General features: G+C 64.7%; 16 protein-coding genes. 5 read left to right on the top strand and 11 right to left on the bottom strand.

Going from position 1 to position 14,550, the window contains the following annotated elements:
• Window positions 1–113: 113 nt before the first annotated feature.
• The gene (locus HU748_RS04540; RefSeq protein WP_186719407.1) at window positions 114–1,001 is read right to left on the bottom strand and encodes a LysR family transcriptional regulator; all 888 of its coding nucleotides are present in this window, start codon (window positions 999–1,001) and stop codon (window positions 114–116) included.
• A gap of 100 nt (window positions 1,002–1,101) precedes the next feature.
• Between HU748_RS04540 and HU748_RS04535 the strand changes: the two genes are divergently transcribed.
• Genes HU748_RS04535 through HU748_RS04525 form a run of 3 tightly spaced genes read left to right on the top strand, consistent with a single transcriptional unit; the run spans window position 1,102 to window position 4,054 of the window.
• Window positions 1,102–2,394, top strand: coding sequence for a citrate:proton symporter (locus HU748_RS04535; RefSeq protein ID WP_186664614.1), 1,293 nt, complete (start codon window positions 1,102–1,104; stop codon window positions 2,392–2,394).
• A 2-nt stretch (window positions 2,395–2,396) separates the two neighbouring features.
• Window positions 2,397–3,743 (top strand): acyclic terpene utilization AtuA family protein, encoded by a 1,347-nt coding sequence (locus tag HU748_RS04530; protein ID WP_186719405.1) that lies wholly within the window; start codon window positions 2,397–2,399, stop codon window positions 3,741–3,743.
• Window positions 3,740–4,054: a hypothetical protein gene (locus HU748_RS04525; protein ID WP_186664616.1), complete on the top strand. Its 315-nt coding sequence runs from the start codon at window positions 3,740–3,742 to the stop codon at window positions 4,052–4,054. Before HU748_RS04530 ends, HU748_RS04525 begins: the two co-directional genes overlap by 4 nt.
• 104 nt (window positions 4,055–4,158) lie before the next feature.
• Here HU748_RS04525 and HU748_RS04520 read toward each other — a convergent pair whose 3' ends face one another.
• Window positions 4,159–4,539, bottom strand: coding sequence for a RidA family protein (locus HU748_RS04520; RefSeq protein WP_186719403.1), 381 nt, complete (start codon window positions 4,537–4,539; stop codon window positions 4,159–4,161).
• Window positions 4,540–4,667: 128 nt separating this feature from the next.
• Here HU748_RS04520 and HU748_RS04515 point away from each other — a divergent pair, with 128 nt between their 5' ends.
• Window positions 4,668–5,360, top strand: a complete 693-nt coding sequence (locus tag HU748_RS04515) for a class I SAM-dependent methyltransferase (protein WP_186719401.1) — start codon at window positions 4,668–4,670, stop codon at window positions 5,358–5,360.
• Between the two features lie 3 nt (window positions 5,361–5,363).
• Here HU748_RS04515 and HU748_RS04510 read toward each other — a convergent pair whose 3' ends face one another.
• On the bottom strand, window positions 5,364–5,627 hold the full coding sequence (locus HU748_RS04510; RefSeq protein ID WP_186719400.1) for a DUF2790 domain-containing protein: 264 nt from the start codon (window positions 5,625–5,627) through the stop codon (window positions 5,364–5,366).
• Window positions 5,628–5,743: 116 nt separating this feature from the next.
• Between HU748_RS04510 and HU748_RS04505 the strand changes: the two genes are divergently transcribed.
• Complete coding sequence (locus tag HU748_RS04505; protein ID WP_186709175.1) at window positions 5,744–6,676, top strand: LysR family transcriptional regulator; 933 nt, start codon at window positions 5,744–5,746, stop codon at window positions 6,674–6,676.
• 3 nt (window positions 6,677–6,679) lie between these two features.
• Here HU748_RS04505 and HU748_RS04500 read toward each other — a convergent pair whose 3' ends face one another.
• The 8 genes from HU748_RS04500 to HU748_RS04465 all read right to left on the bottom strand — a co-directional run bounded on the left by HU748_RS04500 (window position 6,680) and on the right by HU748_RS04465 (window position 14,529).
• Window positions 6,680–6,979 (bottom strand): hypothetical protein, encoded by a 300-nt coding sequence (locus HU748_RS04500; RefSeq protein WP_186709176.1) that lies wholly within the window; start codon window positions 6,977–6,979, stop codon window positions 6,680–6,682.
• Window positions 6,980–7,109: 130 nt separating this feature from the next.
• The gene (locus HU748_RS04495; RefSeq protein ID WP_186719399.1) at window positions 7,110–8,414 is read right to left on the bottom strand and encodes an MFS transporter; all 1,305 of its coding nucleotides are present in this window, start codon (window positions 8,412–8,414) and stop codon (window positions 7,110–7,112) included.
• 322 nt (window positions 8,415–8,736) lie between these two features.
• On the bottom strand, window positions 8,737–8,964 hold the full coding sequence (locus HU748_RS04490) for a hypothetical protein (protein WP_186664627.1): 228 nt from the start codon (window positions 8,962–8,964) through the stop codon (window positions 8,737–8,739).
• Between the two features lie 187 nt (window positions 8,965–9,151).
• Entirely contained in the window at window positions 9,152–10,483 is a 1,332-nt protein-coding gene (locus HU748_RS04485) for an MFS transporter (protein ID WP_186719398.1), read from the bottom strand.
• 87 nt (window positions 10,484–10,570) lie between these two features.
• On the bottom strand, window positions 10,571–11,509 hold the full coding sequence (locus HU748_RS04480) for a hydroxymethylglutaryl-CoA lyase (protein ID WP_186719397.1): 939 nt from the start codon (window positions 11,507–11,509) through the stop codon (window positions 10,571–10,573).
• The gene (locus HU748_RS04475) at window positions 11,506–12,699 is read right to left on the bottom strand and encodes a CaiB/BaiF CoA-transferase family protein (protein ID WP_186664630.1); all 1,194 of its coding nucleotides are present in this window, start codon (window positions 12,697–12,699) and stop codon (window positions 11,506–11,508) included. The genes HU748_RS04480 and HU748_RS04475 overlap by 4 nt, the downstream gene beginning before the upstream one ends.
• Window positions 12,700–12,816: 117 nt before the next feature.
• Window positions 12,817–13,734 (bottom strand): LysR family transcriptional regulator, encoded by a 918-nt coding sequence (locus HU748_RS04470; protein WP_186719392.1) that lies wholly within the window; start codon window positions 13,732–13,734, stop codon window positions 12,817–12,819.
• A 12-nt stretch (window positions 13,735–13,746) separates the two neighbouring features.
• The gene (locus tag HU748_RS04465; protein ID WP_186719390.1) at window positions 13,747–14,529 is read right to left on the bottom strand and encodes a hypothetical protein; all 783 of its coding nucleotides are present in this window, start codon (window positions 14,527–14,529) and stop codon (window positions 13,747–13,749) included.
• Between the last annotated feature and the right edge of the window lie 21 nt (window positions 14,530–14,550).

Here is a 14,550-nt window from a genome sequence, read left to right as displayed (position 1 = left end):
TGGTGGGTTCGATCCCTTGAACGGCAACACACGACATCGCCCTCTCGGACAACATTGTTAAGATCCAACCTACTGGGATTACGCGCTCGCCGACAACTGGCAAAAATGATAGGTCATTTGTCTGTGCCTGACAGATCACCCAGGCAATCGATCAAGGCCGAAGTGGCTGGTGACAGGCTGCATTCTGTGCGGGTGATGATGCCGATTTCACGCTCCAGACCTCGCGCTTCCAAGGGCCTGCGCAGCAACCTGTGTGTACCGTCGTCCGCCGATTCCGGCAGCAGCGTAACCCCCAACCCATTGCGCACCAGCGCCAATACCGTCGACATGTAGTTGGCTTCCATGGCGGCTTGCAACACCAGCCCGTGTGCGCGGAACACCTCCTCGATCTGCGCCCGCACACTGCTGTCGCGCCCGGTGAGGATCATCGACAGGCCGTCCAGGGCTTGCAGATCGACGGGGCCCGTGGCCAGCGGGTGTCCGACAGGCACAAACAGGCATAGCCGATCACTCAGTAACGGTGTGAAGTCCAGCCCGTGCCCGAACTGGCTGCGCACACCCACGCCGAAATCCACATCGCCTTCGCGCACGCGCTCGACAATGCGCTCGGCAACCAGATCGCGCAGGCGCACTTCGACACCTGGATGCGACTGCCGGAACACCGCCAGCCGCTGCGCCAGCGCCCCGGCACACAACGAGGGCAGGGCAGCCACTGTGACCACCCCGCGGCGCACCGCCGCCAAGCCTTGGCTGGCGCTGACGATGTTGGACAGATCGAGCAGCAGCTTCTCCATCGCCGGCAACGCCTCGCGCCCTGCAGCAGTGAGGGTGACGTGCCGAGGGCTGCGTTCGAGCAGGGCAACGCCCAGCCAGCTTTCGAGTTGGCGGATCTGGACGGTCAGGGCCGAGGGCGACAAGTGCAGGTCGTTGGCGGCGCGGGCGAAGTTGCCGCGCTGGGCAACGGTGATGAAGGCGCGAATATGCTGCAAGGCATTCTTCATTTTGTTTTTTCGAATGTGCGTGGCTTTAAATTGCAATTTACACGCTACCGAACCTCTCCTGATACTCGGGACAACAACAAAAACAAGCCGGAGTAACCCCATGCTCGCCCTCTACGGCGTCATTACCATTCTGTCCTTGCTGATCGCGGTGATGAGCAAGCGCATCTCGCCCCTGGTCGCGCTGATTGCCTTTCCCATCGTGGCTGCCTTGCTCGCGGGTTTCGGCCTGCAGACCAGCGGTTTCATTCTCACTGGCATCAAGAATGTCGCCCCGGTGGTCGGCATGTTCATCTTCGCCATCCTGTTCTTCGGCGTGATGACCGATGCCGGCATGCTCGACCCGATCATCGACCGCATCCTGCGCGCCGTCGGCACCCGCCCCACCCGTATCGTCTGCGGCACCGCGTTGCTGGCGTTGCTGGTACACCTGGATGGGTCGGGTGCGGTGACATTCCTCGTCACGGTGCCCGCGATGCTGCCGCTGTATACACGCCTGGGCATCGACCGACGGGTGCTGGCCTGCGTTGCGGCGATGGCGGCGGGGGTGAATTTCCTGCCCTGGACGGGACCTGTGCTGCGCTCGTCCGCGGCGCTGCACGTGCCGGTGGCTGACCTGTTCCAACCGCTGATTCCGGTACAGGTGGTGGGGCTGTTGTTCGTCTTCGGCTGCGCCTACTGGCTGGGCCGACGCGAAGAGAAACGCCTGGGGCTCATGGCCGGCGCCGATGCCGGCGCGGCACCGCAGCGTATCTTGAGCGCCGATGAACAAGCCCTGCGCCGTACGCACATGTTCTGGCCGAACCTGCTGCTCACCGTACTGGTGATGGCGGTGATGATCGCAGGCTGGGTCGACCCGGTAGTGATGTTCATGCTCGGCACGGTCGCCGCGCTTTGCCTGAATTATCCCCGTGTCGATCAGCAACGCGAACGCATCGATGCACACGCCAAGACCGCCCTGACCATGGCCAGCATCCTGCTTGCCGCCGGTGTGTTCACCGGCATCATGCAAGGCACCGGCATGCTCAAGGCCATGGCCGAGGTGGCGGTGCAACAGATTCCGCCGGGCCACGGGCGACTGATTCCCGCACTGGTGGGCTTCGTGTCGATGCCGCTCAGCTTGCTGTTCGACCCGGACTCGTTCTACTTCGGGGTCATGCCGGTGATTGCCGAGGTCGGCCGCTCGCTGGGCGTGGACCCGGTGCAGGTGGCCCAGGCGTCGCTGCTTGGCGTACATACCACCGGCTTCCCGGTCAGCCCGCTGACCCCAGCGACCTTCCTGCTGGTGGGGCTGTGCAAGCTCGACCTTGCCGATCACCAGCGTTTCACCCTGCCATTTCTGTTCGCCGCGTCGGTGCTGATGACCCTGACCGCGCTGGCACTTGGAGTCTTCTGAACATGAACACTTTGCGAATCGGCGCCGGCGCCGGCTATTCCGGCGATCGCCTGGAGCCTGCGGTGGAACTGGCCCGGGATGGGCAACTGGATTACCTGGTGTTCGAATGCCTGGCCGAACGCACCATCGCTCTGGCCCAGCAAGCCAGACTGGCCGACCCACAGGCCGGCTTCGATCCGTTGCTGACCGAGCGCATGCGGGCGGTGCTGCCCTATGTACGCGGCGGCGCGCGGCGTCTGCGTATCATCACCAACATGGGCGCAGCCAACCCGCGTGGCGCGGCGCGACAAGTGTCGGCCATCGCGGCTGAACTCGGGCTGCAGGGGCTGAAGGTCGCGGCAGTGGACGGTGACGATGTGCTCGACGTGCTGCGCCAGCACCCGGACTGGGCGCTGGACAACGGCCTGACGGTGGCCGGGCTGGGTGGGCGACTGGTGTCGGCCAACGCCTATCTGGGGGTCGAAGGGATCGTCCAGGCACTGGCCCTGGACGCCGATGTGGTGATTACCGGCCGTGTCGCCGACCCGTCGCTGTTCCTTGCACCGCAAGTGCATCACTTTGGCTGGCCTGACGACGATTGGAGTCGCCGTGGCCGAGGGACACTGACCGGGCATCTGCTTGAATGTGCGGGGCAGGTCAGTGGTGGCTACTTTGCCGATCCCGGCCTGAAGGATGTTGCCGACCTGGCGCGGCTTGGCTTCCCCTTCGCCGATATCGACATCGAAGGCCTGGCCACGCTCGGCAAGGTCGACGGCAGTGGAGGGCGCATCGATGTCGCGACCTGCACCGAACAACTGCTCTACGAGGTACACGATCCGCGTCGCTACCTGACGCCGGATGTCACGGCCGACTTCTCGGGCGTGCATCTGCAAGCCTGCGGCAAGGATCAGGTACGCGTCAGTGGTGGCGAAGGCATGGCCCGCCCGCAACAACTCAAGGTTACCGTGGGCTATCGGGATGGCTGGATTGGCGAAGGACAGATTTCCTACGGCGGCCCGAATGCCGTGGCGCGGGCACGTCTGGCCGGACGGATCGTCGAAGAGCGCCTGGCGTTGACCGGCGTCGCCGTCGAAGAGCTGCGCTGCGAGCTGATGGGGGTCGATTCGCTGCACGCCAGCCATTTCGGCATGGGCGGCGAACCCTGGGAGGTACGCCTGCGGGTTGCGGCACGTTGCCTGAACCGCGAGGCGGCGCAAGCGGTCGCCAACGAGGTCGAGACGCTCTACACCAATGGCCCGGCTGGCGGTGGCGGGGCCACTCGCCTGGTCCGCGAGGTGTTGGCCGTCGCCAGCCTTTACCTGCCGCGTGAGCTCGCGCAACCCCAAGTCCACCTGGAGCAATGCCCATGACCCGCCAACTGCACGAACTTGCCCACACCCGCACGGGGGACAAGGGCGACACCTCGAACATCTCGCTGATCGCGTATCGGGAGGAGGACTACCCGCTGCTTGAGCGCGAGCTGACAGCGGAACGAGTAGCGGCGTGGTTTGCCCATCTTCGCGATGAAAGCGCAGGGCCTGTCCGTCGCTATGACCTGCCGCAGCTCAAGGCGCTGAACTTCGTGCTGCCGGGGTTGTTGCGCGGTGGCGTGACCCGCTCGTTGGCGCTGGATGCCCATGGCAAGTGCCTGGGGGCCGCGTTGTTGGCGATGGACATCTAGGCGCTGCGGAATTCGCTGTCACAGATGGACTGGTCTCGGTGCTCAATGGGGGGCGGGTGGTTCGCAAAAAAAGCCAACACCCGCCCAAAAGCCGGTAGCTGATATCAGCCCTTGGCCGCCATCGCCGTCACTTCGACTTTCATCCCTTCGAACGCCAGCGAGGCCACGCCCACCGCCGCACGCACCGGCCAAGGCTTGGCGAAGAAGCGTTGGTACACCTCGTTGAATGCCGCACGATCAGCCATGTCGGTCAGGTAGATGGTCAGGTGCAGCACGCGGTCCATCGAGCTGCCGGCACGCTCCAGCGCATCCTTGAGCGCCTGCAGGGTGCACTCGCTCTGGGTGACGATATCGCCCAGCTCAAGTTCGCCATCGGCGCGAATCGGGACCTGTGTGGTGACCAGGATACCGTTGTACTCGGCGACATCGGAGGAGATGGACGCGGTGTCCGCATCGGGGGTGAAAGTGATACCTGTCTGGGCCATGAACGACTCTGCCTTGCTTCGGAAGGAAAAGCGCAAGCCTACGCGAGCCGCGGCCCCCGTCGCAAATGCATTGAAATGGCGCGCCCCGGCCTTCAGAATCGCGCCGATTCTCATGCAAGGGGTTGGCGTTGAACGAACAGACATTGTCGCAGCGGCTGGAACGCGTGGCGGCTCATATCCCGCCAGGGGCGCGCCTGGCCGATATCGGTTCCGACCACGGCTTCCTGCCGGTGGTCCTGGTATTGCGCGGCGCCATCGAGGCCGCAGTGGCCGGCGAGGCAGCGGCAGGGCCTTGCGAGTCAGCCCGGCGCAACGTACACCGCAATGGGCTGGACGCGCGCATCAGCGTGCGCCTGGCCAACGGTCTGGCTGCCATCGAAAGCGACGATCGCATCGACACCATCAGCCTTTCGGGCATGGGCGGGGAAACCATCGTCGAGATCCTCGAGGCAGGCAAGGCGCGATTGCAGGATGGGCAACGCCTGGTGCTGCAACCCAACGGCGGCGAGCAACCGCTGCGCCAGTGGTTGATGGACAACGGCTATCGGATTGTCAGCGAAGAAGTGTTGCGGGAAAACCGCTTCGACTACGAGATCATTGTCGCCGAACCGGCTGGCTCGGTGCGCTACAGCCCGCAGGAGCTGTTGTTCGGCCCCTTGCTGATGCGCGAGAAAAGCTCGGCGTTCATCAACAAGTGGCAGCGCATGCGACGCCAGCGCCAGCAGGCATTGGCCAACTTCGAACGGGCCAGGGAAGTCCCCCAGGACAAGGCCCGGGCCTTTGCGATGCACATCGACTGGATCGACCAATTGCTGGCCTGAGGCTCATTGCTGCGAGCAGTCGCCCATTTCACGGTAAGCGACCTTGTGTGTCTGGCCCTGGTGGTCGACATAGACCATGTGCGCAGTGCCGACCTGGCAGTCGGCAGCGTTACTGGCCGGGGTGATCGACACCACCTTGGCGATATCCAGCGGCATACCGTATTCGTAAACCTGGCCCTCGGCAGACGGCGAGCGAGGCTGCTCGGCGAAGGCAGCCATGGGGAGCAGGGCGCTACACAGCGCAAGTACGGCGATCGAGCGTTTCATGATGAACTCCAGATGAGGTTTCCCTCATGATCCATTCATTGGTGTTTCACAATAAATGGGCTAGACCGTGATAGATTCATGCCTTCAAGGTATGAATCACGCTGGAGCGTCACGTCATGGACATGCTGCACGCAATGCGCACTTTCGCCCGGGTAGTGGAATGCGGCAGCTTCGCCGCAGCCGCCAATGCGCTGGACATTTCGGCGGCGCAGGTGTCGCGGATCGTCGCCGAACTGGAAAACCAGTTGCAGACTCGCCTGCTGCATCGCACCACCCGGCGGCTGCGCATGAGCGAGGCGGGGGAGCGGTTTCTCGAGCGCTCACGCCAGATCATGCTGCTGACCGAAGAGGCTTTTGACGAAGCACGCGGCGCCCACCTCACACCCCGTGGACGGCTGCGCGTGCATTGCAGCCATGGCCTGGGCCTTCTGATGATGCCGTTGGTAGCACGCTACAACGCCTCATGCCGTGAAGTGGTGATGGAGCTTACCCTGTCCCAGCGCAACCCCGACCTGCTCGCCGAAGGGCATGACGTGGTCATTGCCATCGGCCAGGGCCTGCCAGACTCGCAACTGATCGCCATCCCGCTGGGCAGCATCTACAGCGTGCTGTGTGCATCCCCCGACTACCTGGCCCGCCACGGCGTCCCCAAGCGCCCTGAAGACCTGCACGAGCATGTCTGCCTGCGCACGGTCGATCCCCTGTTCGAGGAGGACTGGCCCTTCGGTGACGCGCCCGACAGCTGCGTGATCTCGCCCCAGGACACCTTTCTCACCAATGTGGCCGATGCGATGGTCAAGGCGACCGAGCTTGGCATGGGGATTGGCCTGTTGCCGTATTACTCGGCCAGCCAGGCCTTGGAGGACGGCCGCCTTTGCCGGCTGCTGGCCCCGTATCGGTTGCGGCAACGGGAGATCTACGCGATCTACCCGTCGCGGCACTATCTCGATGCCAAGGTGCGTACCTGGCTGGACTTTCTCAAGGAGCAGTTGCCGGTGCTGTTCCAGGCGCACGAACGGCTGGTGGATGACCCACGCTACTGGCGCTAGACCTTACTGGCTATCCTGATCCTCGGCAGTGCCACCGGACGCCCCGGCGCCACTGCCGGTAGCTTCGCCAGTGCTGCTCGAGCCACCAGTGCTGCCGTCGGCTGCGTCGGCGTTGCTGCCGGTGTCACTGCTGTCGTTACCCTTGCTGCCGCCAGGGCTGTTGACGCTGCTGCCGTCTCCGGCGGTCTGGCCCTGCGTGGCGGGTGCCTTGTGATCGGTATGGTTGGTGTCGGACGCGGCGAAGCTGGCACTGGAAGCCAGCCCCAGGGCGAGGAAGAAAAACAGCGGGCGCATGGGAACCATGGTAAATCTCCTACGAGGATGATCGTCCTTCGTTCGGCTGCGCGCAGGGAAGCTGAGTGCCCGGTGTGCGACGGGCGGTCGTGGGGATGCGGCGCAGCCTCACGCGGGCACTTCGATCAGGCAAGCCCGATCAGGCAGGTTCGGAGCGTGTGAGCGGAGCGCTTTCACCCGTGACGGCATCGACGATCGGCGGATGATCCTGCGCGGCATGGATCAGTTCTTCGGTCATGCGCAGCTCGGCGCCGGTCGGCGAGAAGGTCGCGGTGGGCGCGAAGGGGGCCGGATGTTGTGGGGCGGGGCGCTTGCCACGTCGCCAGACGAAGAAGCTGACCATGGCCAGGTTGATCACGGCGAAGGCCCAGAACAGTCCGGCCTCGCCATAGGAGGTCATCACCGGCGAGATCGCCAGCGGGCTCATCGCCGAGCCCAGCGAGTTGATCAGCAGCAGGCCCTGGATCATCGGCACCAGCGCATCCATCGGCGCGCGGTCGGCGGCGTGGCTGACCGCCACCGGATACACCGCGAACACACCACCACCCAGCAGGAACAATGCGGCTGGCAGCCAGGCCGCGGTCGGGGGCAACAGCAGGATGACCAGCGACAGCACGACGCACAGCGTGCCCAGGGCGATCAACACATCCTGGCGATCCTTGCGGTCGGACCAGCGCCCGACCGGGTACTGCAGCAGCATCGCGCCCAGGATCACCCAGGCCATCATGCGCCCGACTTCACCCACATCCAGGCCAATACGCTGCAGGTACAACGGCAGCAGGGCATACACCGCAGCAATCGCCACACCCGAACCGAAACAGCCCACCAGGCCGCTTGGCGTCACGCCCAGCAATTGCCGTGGCTTGAGCGGCTCGACCTGCTCCAGCAGCGGCGACACCCGCGGCAGGATCACGATCGGCAGTACCGACAGGGCCGCCAGCATGCCCGCAACGGTGAACGGTGCACTGGCCCCCAGGCTCACCAGCTCGCCGAGCATTGCCTGACCCAGCACGCCCGCGCCGTACAGCGCGATCATGTACAGGGCCAGCAGGCGCCCACGAATCTTCGCGTCGCCGGCCAGCAGCAGCCAGCTTTCGATCACCAGGAATACGCCGACCGTGGCCCAGCCGTTGAGCAGGCGCAGGGCGAACCAGCCCCAGGTGTCGACGAACAGGCCTTGCAACAGAATGGTCGCGGCAATCAGCGAGGCGAAACTGCTGTAGGCACGGATGTGGCCGATGCGCAGGATCAACCGGTCGTTGAAGATGGCACCGAGGGTGAGGCCGATGAAGAAGCCTGACGAGACGATACCGATCATGGTTGCCGATTCGCCGGCTTCGCCAAGGCGCAGGGTGGTCAGGGAATACAGCAGGCCATTGCCCAGGGCAATGATGAAAAGCCCGAGCAGGGGTGCCAGCGCCATCGCCAGCAAACGCGGAGACATACGTACCTCAAGTGATCGATCAGCGAATGAGCCTCTTCGACCACGCGCGTCTGACCAGACCTCGAAGGACCGGGGCTGCACGTAAGTGCCAGGGCGGGGATGCAACCAGGGCAAGACTCAACCGCAGACTCGGAGCGCGAGATCGGGCGGGGTCGGTTGAGCCTGTTGCACATGCGCGATGTGGCTGAGGCACGGACGTTGTCATTGCTGCCGGTAGCCACCGTACGAGGCGACTGGGCGAAAAGGGCGCGGCATTCTACGCCCGCGCCCCATCACTTGCCAAAGCCCTGGTGGTGCGACAGGAGGCCGCACCCTCTGCTGATCAGGACGAAGGTTTGGCTGCTGCGTCCTGGCCGCTGTTGCTGTTGACCTGGGCGTCTTGCTGGGCGGCCTTGGCGGCTTCGCGCTTGGCCACCATGGCTTTGCTCTGCTGCTGTTGCAGGGCCCAGCGGGCATGGTGTTCCTGCAGGCGATCGGCGCCGCCTTCGGCGAAGGCGGAGGTTACGGCGGTGGCGGCCAGCAGGGCCAGGGCATAGCGCAGGGATTTCATGGTTTGACTCTCCATCGTAGTTTGATTCTTTCCGGGCCTTGCAAGAGAGGCCGATGGAAAGAGGATGGAGGGCCAGGATTTTCTCAGGATTAACAACAATCAGATGTTTGACCGTTGGTCGCCTTGCTTTTGCTGCTTCTTCGGTTGCCGGGCACGCGATGGCCGCGGGCCTGGCAATCGAATGCCCTCAGTTTTTCGGCAAGTCCCGTGTACGCAGTTTTTCCGGCAGGGCAAACAGCAACAGCACAGCAGTCACCAGGCTCGTGGCTGCGATCAGGTAAAGCGCTGGCGTGGTGCTGCCCGACAGATCGCGGATACGCCCGACCAGTACCGGGCTGACGATCCCACCCAATTGCCCCAGTGTGTTGATCAGCGCGATGCCACCCGCAGCCCCGGCGCCTGCGCCGGCCAGCAACTTCGGCGGCAGCGCCCAGAAGCTCGGGATGGCCGCCACTACACCCGCGCCCAGCAGACCAAGGGAGACGATCAACAAGGGCGTGTGGTCATCGAACAGCCCAGCGCACAGGAACCCTACGGCGCCAAGACTGATCAACCCGGCGGTAAACCAACGCCGCTCGCCGGTCGCATCCGACCACCGGCCGCACACCACCATGGTGATTGCCCCGCAGATATAGGGCACTGCCGTCAGCAGGCCAATCATTGATGGGTTTTCCGTGCCTGCACTGCGGATCAGCTGAGGTGCCCAGAAATTCAGGCCGTAGGAGGCGATCTGAATCAGGAAGTAGATCAATCCGAGCATCAGGAAACCAGGAATGCGGATCGCCTGCAGCAACGAACCCTGCCCATGGGCGGCCTGCGCCGGCTCGATGCGTGAGCGCAGCAACTGTTTTTCCCCGTCGCTGAGCCAGCCGGCGTCTTCGATGCGGTCCTTGAGCTGGGTCAGCACCAGCAACCCAAGCAGCACACAGGGCAGGCCGCCAAGCAGGAACAGCCAGTGCCAGCCGCGCATCTGCATGACGCCGTCAAGATGACCGAGCACCAGGCCCGAGAACGGCGCGCCGAACAGCCCGGCGAAGGCCGATGCCAGGAACAGCAGCGAAGTGATGCGGCCACGGAAATGCTGCGGGAACCACAGCGTCAGGTAGTACAGCACGCCGGGGGCGAAACCGGCTTCCATGGCGCCGATGATGAAGCGCAGGGCGTAGAACTGCCATTCGCTGGTGACGAACACCATGGCAGCGGTGGCCAGGCCCCACGAAATCATGATCCGTGCGATCCAGCGACGGGCGCCGACCTTGTACAGCATCAGGTTGCTCGGCACCTCGAACAGCACGTAGCCGACCACGAACAGGCTCGCCCCCAGGCCGTAGGCGGTGTCGCTGAAACCAAGGTCGGTCTGCAGCTGGAACTTGGCGAAACTGATGTTGATGCGGTCGAAGAAGGCGAACAGGTAACACACCATGATCAACGGCATGAGGCGCCAGGCAACCTTGCGGACCAGGGCTTTTTCGCTGTCGGCGCCATCGGTGGCACCCAGCGGCAGGGCGGAAAGACTCATTGATGTTCTCCAGTCGGGCCGCCCTGTGGGCGGCCTTGTTGTTCTTGTTGTCTGGCGGGGCCGCGGCCCCTTGGTTGTGACGAAGAGTCAGCCGGGCAGACCGGCCGGCAGCGGGTGCAGGTCGCAATTGCGTCCTGCCTTGACCAGTTGCCCCGGCACCTCGTGGCCGAGCAACGCAGGCAGGGTGCGCGACATCTTCAGCAGGCCGTCGAGGTCGATGCTGGTAGGGATGCCCACCTCGATGCACAGGTTGACCAGGTCCTCGCTGCAGATGTTGCCCGATGCCCCCGGCGCGAACGGGCAGCCGCCCAGCCCGCCGAGCGCGGCATCGAAGCGCCGCGCACCGGCCTCGTAGCCCGCCAGCACATTGCACAGGCCCAAGCCACGGGTGTTGTGAAAGTGCAACGTAAGCATCGACGCCGGCAGGCGCTCAAGGCTGCGCCGCACCAGACGCGCGACCTGACGCGGATTGGCCATGCCGGTGGTATCGGCCAGGGTCACGCCTTGTACCCCCAGCTCCAGGTAGGCGTCGAGCAGGCGCAGCACCAGGTCTTCCTCGACGCGACCTTCGAACGGGCAGCCAAACGCGGTGGCGACACTGGCGTTGAGGCTGACCGCCTGACCTTGCACGGCCTGGACGATATCGCCAAAGCCCGCCAGCGACTGTTCGCGGCGCATGCGCATGTTGGCCAGGTTGTGCGACTGACTGGCCGACAGCACCAGGTTCAGCTCGTCGGCCCCAGCAGCCAGTGCCCGCTCTGCGCCTTTGAGATTGGGGATCAAGGCGACATAGACCACACCCGGCTGACGCTGGATGCCACGGAACACCTCGTCACCATCGCGCAACGCTGGGATGGCCTTGGGCGAAACGAACGAGCCTGCTTCGATGCGGCTGAATCCGAGCTTGGACAAGCCATCGATCAGGCGGATCTTGTCTTCGGTCGGCACCCAGGTCGGTTCGATCTGAAGGCCGTCACGCGGGGCAACTTCCTGCACCACCAGCCTGTCTGTGTGGTTATCGGTCATTGCACCACCCCCTTGGCCCGCAGGCCGATGACTTCATCGGGGCTCAAGCCCAGCCCGGCCAGCAGTGCATCGGTGTGCTCGCCCAGCGCCGGGCCTTGCCAGTCGACACGGCCAGGCGTGGCCGACAGCTTCGGCACGATACCCGGCATGCGCACCGGGGTGCCGTCGGGCAACTGGCTGTCCAGCAGCATGTCGCGGGCCTGGTAGTGCGGGTCGTTGACGATGTCGGCAACCGAATAGATGCGCCCGGCCGGGACCTCTGCGGCTTCCAGCGTGGCCAGTACCTGGTCGATCGGGTGGCGGCGGGTCCAGCCCTCGATGGCGTCGTCGAGCTGAGCCGATTGCGCGGCGCGACCATCGTTATGGGCAAAGGCCTCGGCCTCGCCCAGGTCTGGTCGGCCGATGGCCTGCATCAGGCGGCGGAAGATCGGGTCGCTGTTGCCGGCGATCACCACGAACGCGCCGTCGGCGGTGCGGTAGGTGTTCGACGGCGCGATGCCGGGCAGGGCACCACCGCTGCGTTCACGCACATGCCCCAGCAGGTCGTACTCCGGCACCAGGCTTTCCATCAGGTTGAACACGCTTTCCACCAGCGATACATCGACCACCTGGCCGACACCGCCATTGGCACGCACATTGAACAGCGAGAGCAAGGCGCCCATCACCGCGTGCAGCGAGGCCAGCGAGTCGCCCAGGCTTACGCCTGCCCGCGCCGGTGCCGAGCCCTGTTCACCCGTGGTGTAGCGAATACCGCCCATGGCCTCGCCGATTGCACCGAAGCCAGGCCGGTCGCGATATGGGCCGCTCTGGCCATAGCCGGAGATACGCACCAGGGTCAGGCGTGGATTGAGCGCGTGCAGTACGTCCCAGCCCAGGCCGAGCTTTTCCAGCGCGCCGGGGCGCAGGTTCTCGATCAGCACGTCGGTGTCGGCCAGCAGGCGCTTGACGATGGAAAGGCCTTCAGCGGCCTTCAGGTCGAGGGCCAGCGACTTCTTGTTGCGTGACTGCAGGTACCACCATAGCGAGGTGCCGTCGTGCAGCTTTCGCCACTTGCGAAGCGGGTCGCCCTGGCCCAGGGCTTCGATCTTGATGACTTCGGCACCGAACTCACCGAGCAGGCGAGCGGCGAAGGGGGCGGCGATCAGCGTGCCTATTTCCAGGACCCTGATGCCTTGTAGCGGGGCAGGCATGGTGCGTACCTCTTTGTTCTTGGACTTTGAGGCAGAGGCTACGACTGGGGCCGGGAACGCACCAATCCTCTGTGGGCAACAACCGTTCGCCAAATGCGAAGGGTAGGGGTCTTTCGCCTAGCCGCCAGGCTCAGCCGCGCGCAAATGCTCGAACAGCAAGCGGCTCACCGGCGACAGCGACTCAAGGTCCCGCGCCACCAGCAACAACTCACGCTCGGCCCACTCGTCGCTCAGCGCCACCGCACGCAACCCCAGCGCACCGCCAAACAACTCGAAGGCCTTGCGCGGCAGGATCCCCACACCCATGTCAGCCTGCACCATGCGGCACACCGCATCGAAGCTGGGGACATGAATACGCAGGCGCAAAATCCGCCCGGCGCGGCGAGCGGCCTCGTGGGTACGCATGTTGATGGAGCTCGCCGAGTGCAGGCCGACAAAGTCGTTGTCCAGGGTTTCGGCGAAGTCCACCTGCGCCTGGTGCGCCAACGGATGCCCTTCACGCACCACCAGCACCAACTGGTCGCGTCTGTAGCGCACCTTGAGCAGGTCGCGGGTGTCGCTGTCGCTGGAGCAGATACCCAGGTCCGCCACGCCATCGAGCAACCCCTGGATCACGCCATTGCTGGGGCGCTCCTCCAGGTCCACCTTGATCCGTTCGTGTTGCGCGGCGAACAGCGCCAGGTCTTCAGGCAGAAACTGGATGATCGCCGACAGGTTGGCGAGCATGCGCACGTAGCCGCGCACTCCCTGCAAGTGCTCGCCCAGTTCCAGGCCGATCTTCTCCAGGTTGAACAGCATGCGCCGGGCGTGGTGCAGCAGGGTTTCCCCGGCCGGGGTCAGGCTCATGCCTCGGGCCTGGCGGGCGAACAGCGGCGAGCCGAGCGCTGCTTCCAGCTCGTTGAGGCGCTTGCTTGCCGCCGACAATGCGATCGCTTCGCGCGCGGCGGCTCGGGTCAGGCTACCTTCCTCGTGGATGGCGACGAACAACTGCAAGGTCACCAGGTCAAGACGACGGATGAGGTTGTTCAATTGCATGGCCAGACGCCCTTACTTGCCCGTTGATGCCGTGCGCGAGCGCAGCGCAGTCGCCAACCCCACGGTCAGCACCACCGCCAGCCCCATGGCGAGCAGGAAGGTCAGAGCGATACCCAGGTGCGGCAGCAGCGCGCCGAGGCTCAGGTAGAAGGCAATCACCCCGACGGCACCGATGGCGTTGCCGCGGATCATCCCGGCCATGGAGAAACGCCCACCCTGGACATGGGAGAACACCACCAGTGGCCAGGCGATCACCGGAATCGGCGCGAGCATGCCGCTGACGGCAGGCCCCAGCCAGCTCGCCGCGCCTGTGGTGAGCATCAGCAGACTAGTTGCAGCGACCATGCGCATGGGGATTTCCCACCAGCGCGGCCTGATCTGCGCAAGCTGCGCCGGGCGTGGCTCGCGGGCCGTGGCCCAGACCAGCAGCACTACCAGGCACAGGGCGACAACGATCGAAACCGGCAGATTGCCCCAATGGGTCAGTACATAGGCTGCCACGCCGTACAGCGCGAGCGACACCAATGCCGTGAGCGCCACGCCAAGCCTGCGGCTGGCGAACAGGTAGCAGGCATAGCTGGCCTGGACCGCTGCCAGCCCGCCGAGTGCGCCCGGTATGGCGTTCAGGGAGAAGGCGGTGCCTTGTTCCAGGCACAGGAAGATCATGACCAGCGCCGAGGTGATCGGCATGCCGGAGAGCAAGCCGCCGAGCAGCCCTCCCCAGCGCCGCGAGGCCAGGGAGACAGCCCACATCAGAAGGGGAGTGACAACGAGCTTGAGGTAGAAGAGCGTCATGACGGCAGGCGGTCCGTTTGT

This window comes from Pseudomonas sp. RW3S2 (assembly GCF_014268955.1).
GTDB classification, from domain to species: domain Bacteria; phylum Pseudomonadota; class Gammaproteobacteria; order Pseudomonadales; family Pseudomonadaceae; genus Aquipseudomonas; species Aquipseudomonas wayambapalatensis.
Note: the sequence above shows the minus strand (reverse complement) of the source record. Positions and strands in the feature narration are given on the sequence as shown.

Bases quoted from the DNA above. Each gene is read 5' to 3' on its own strand.
- HU748_RS04540 (WP_186719407.1), bottom strand. From the start codon at position 1,001: ATGAAGAATGCCTTGCAGCATATTCGCGCCTTCATCACCGTTGCCCAG.
- HU748_RS04535 (WP_186664614.1), top strand. From the start codon at position 1,102: ATGCTCGCCCTCTACGGCGTCATTACCATTCTGTCCTTGCTGATCGCG.
- HU748_RS04530 (WP_186719405.1), top strand. From the start codon at position 2,397: ATGAACACTTTGCGAATCGGCGCCGGCGCCGGCTATTCCGGCGATCGC.
- HU748_RS04525 (WP_186664616.1), top strand. From the start codon at position 3,740: ATGACCCGCCAACTGCACGAACTTGCCCACACCCGCACGGGGGACAAG.
- HU748_RS04520 (WP_186719403.1), bottom strand. From the start codon at position 4,539: ATGGCCCAGACAGGTATCACTTTCACCCCCGATGCGGACACCGCGTCC.
- HU748_RS04510 (WP_186719400.1), bottom strand. From the start codon at position 5,627: ATGAAACGCTCGATCGCCGTACTTGCGCTGTGTAGCGCCCTGCTCCCC.
- HU748_RS04505 (WP_186709175.1), top strand. From the start codon at position 5,744: ATGGACATGCTGCACGCAATGCGCACTTTCGCCCGGGTAGTGGAATGC.
- HU748_RS04500 (WP_186709176.1), bottom strand. From the start codon at position 6,979: ATGGTTCCCATGCGCCCGCTGTTTTTCTTCCTCGCCCTGGGGCTGGCT.
- HU748_RS04495 (WP_186719399.1), bottom strand. From the start codon at position 8,414: ATGTCTCCGCGTTTGCTGGCGATGGCGCTGGCACCCCTGCTCGGGCTT.
- HU748_RS04490 (WP_186664627.1), bottom strand. From the start codon at position 8,964: ATGAAATCCCTGCGCTATGCCCTGGCCCTGCTGGCCGCCACCGCCGTA.
- HU748_RS04485 (WP_186719398.1), bottom strand. From the start codon at position 10,483: ATGAGTCTTTCCGCCCTGCCGCTGGGTGCCACCGATGGCGCCGACAGC.
- HU748_RS04480 (WP_186719397.1), bottom strand. From the start codon at position 11,509: ATGACCGATAACCACACAGACAGGCTGGTGGTGCAGGAAGTTGCCCCG.
- HU748_RS04475 (WP_186664630.1), bottom strand. From the start codon at position 12,699: ATGCCTGCCCCGCTACAAGGCATCAGGGTCCTGGAAATAGGCACGCTG.
- HU748_RS04470 (WP_186719392.1), bottom strand. From the start codon at position 13,734: ATGCAATTGAACAACCTCATCCGTCGTCTTGACCTGGTGACCTTGCAG.
- HU748_RS04465 (WP_186719390.1), bottom strand. From the start codon at position 14,529: ATGACGCTCTTCTACCTCAAGCTCGTTGTCACTCCCCTTCTGATGTGG.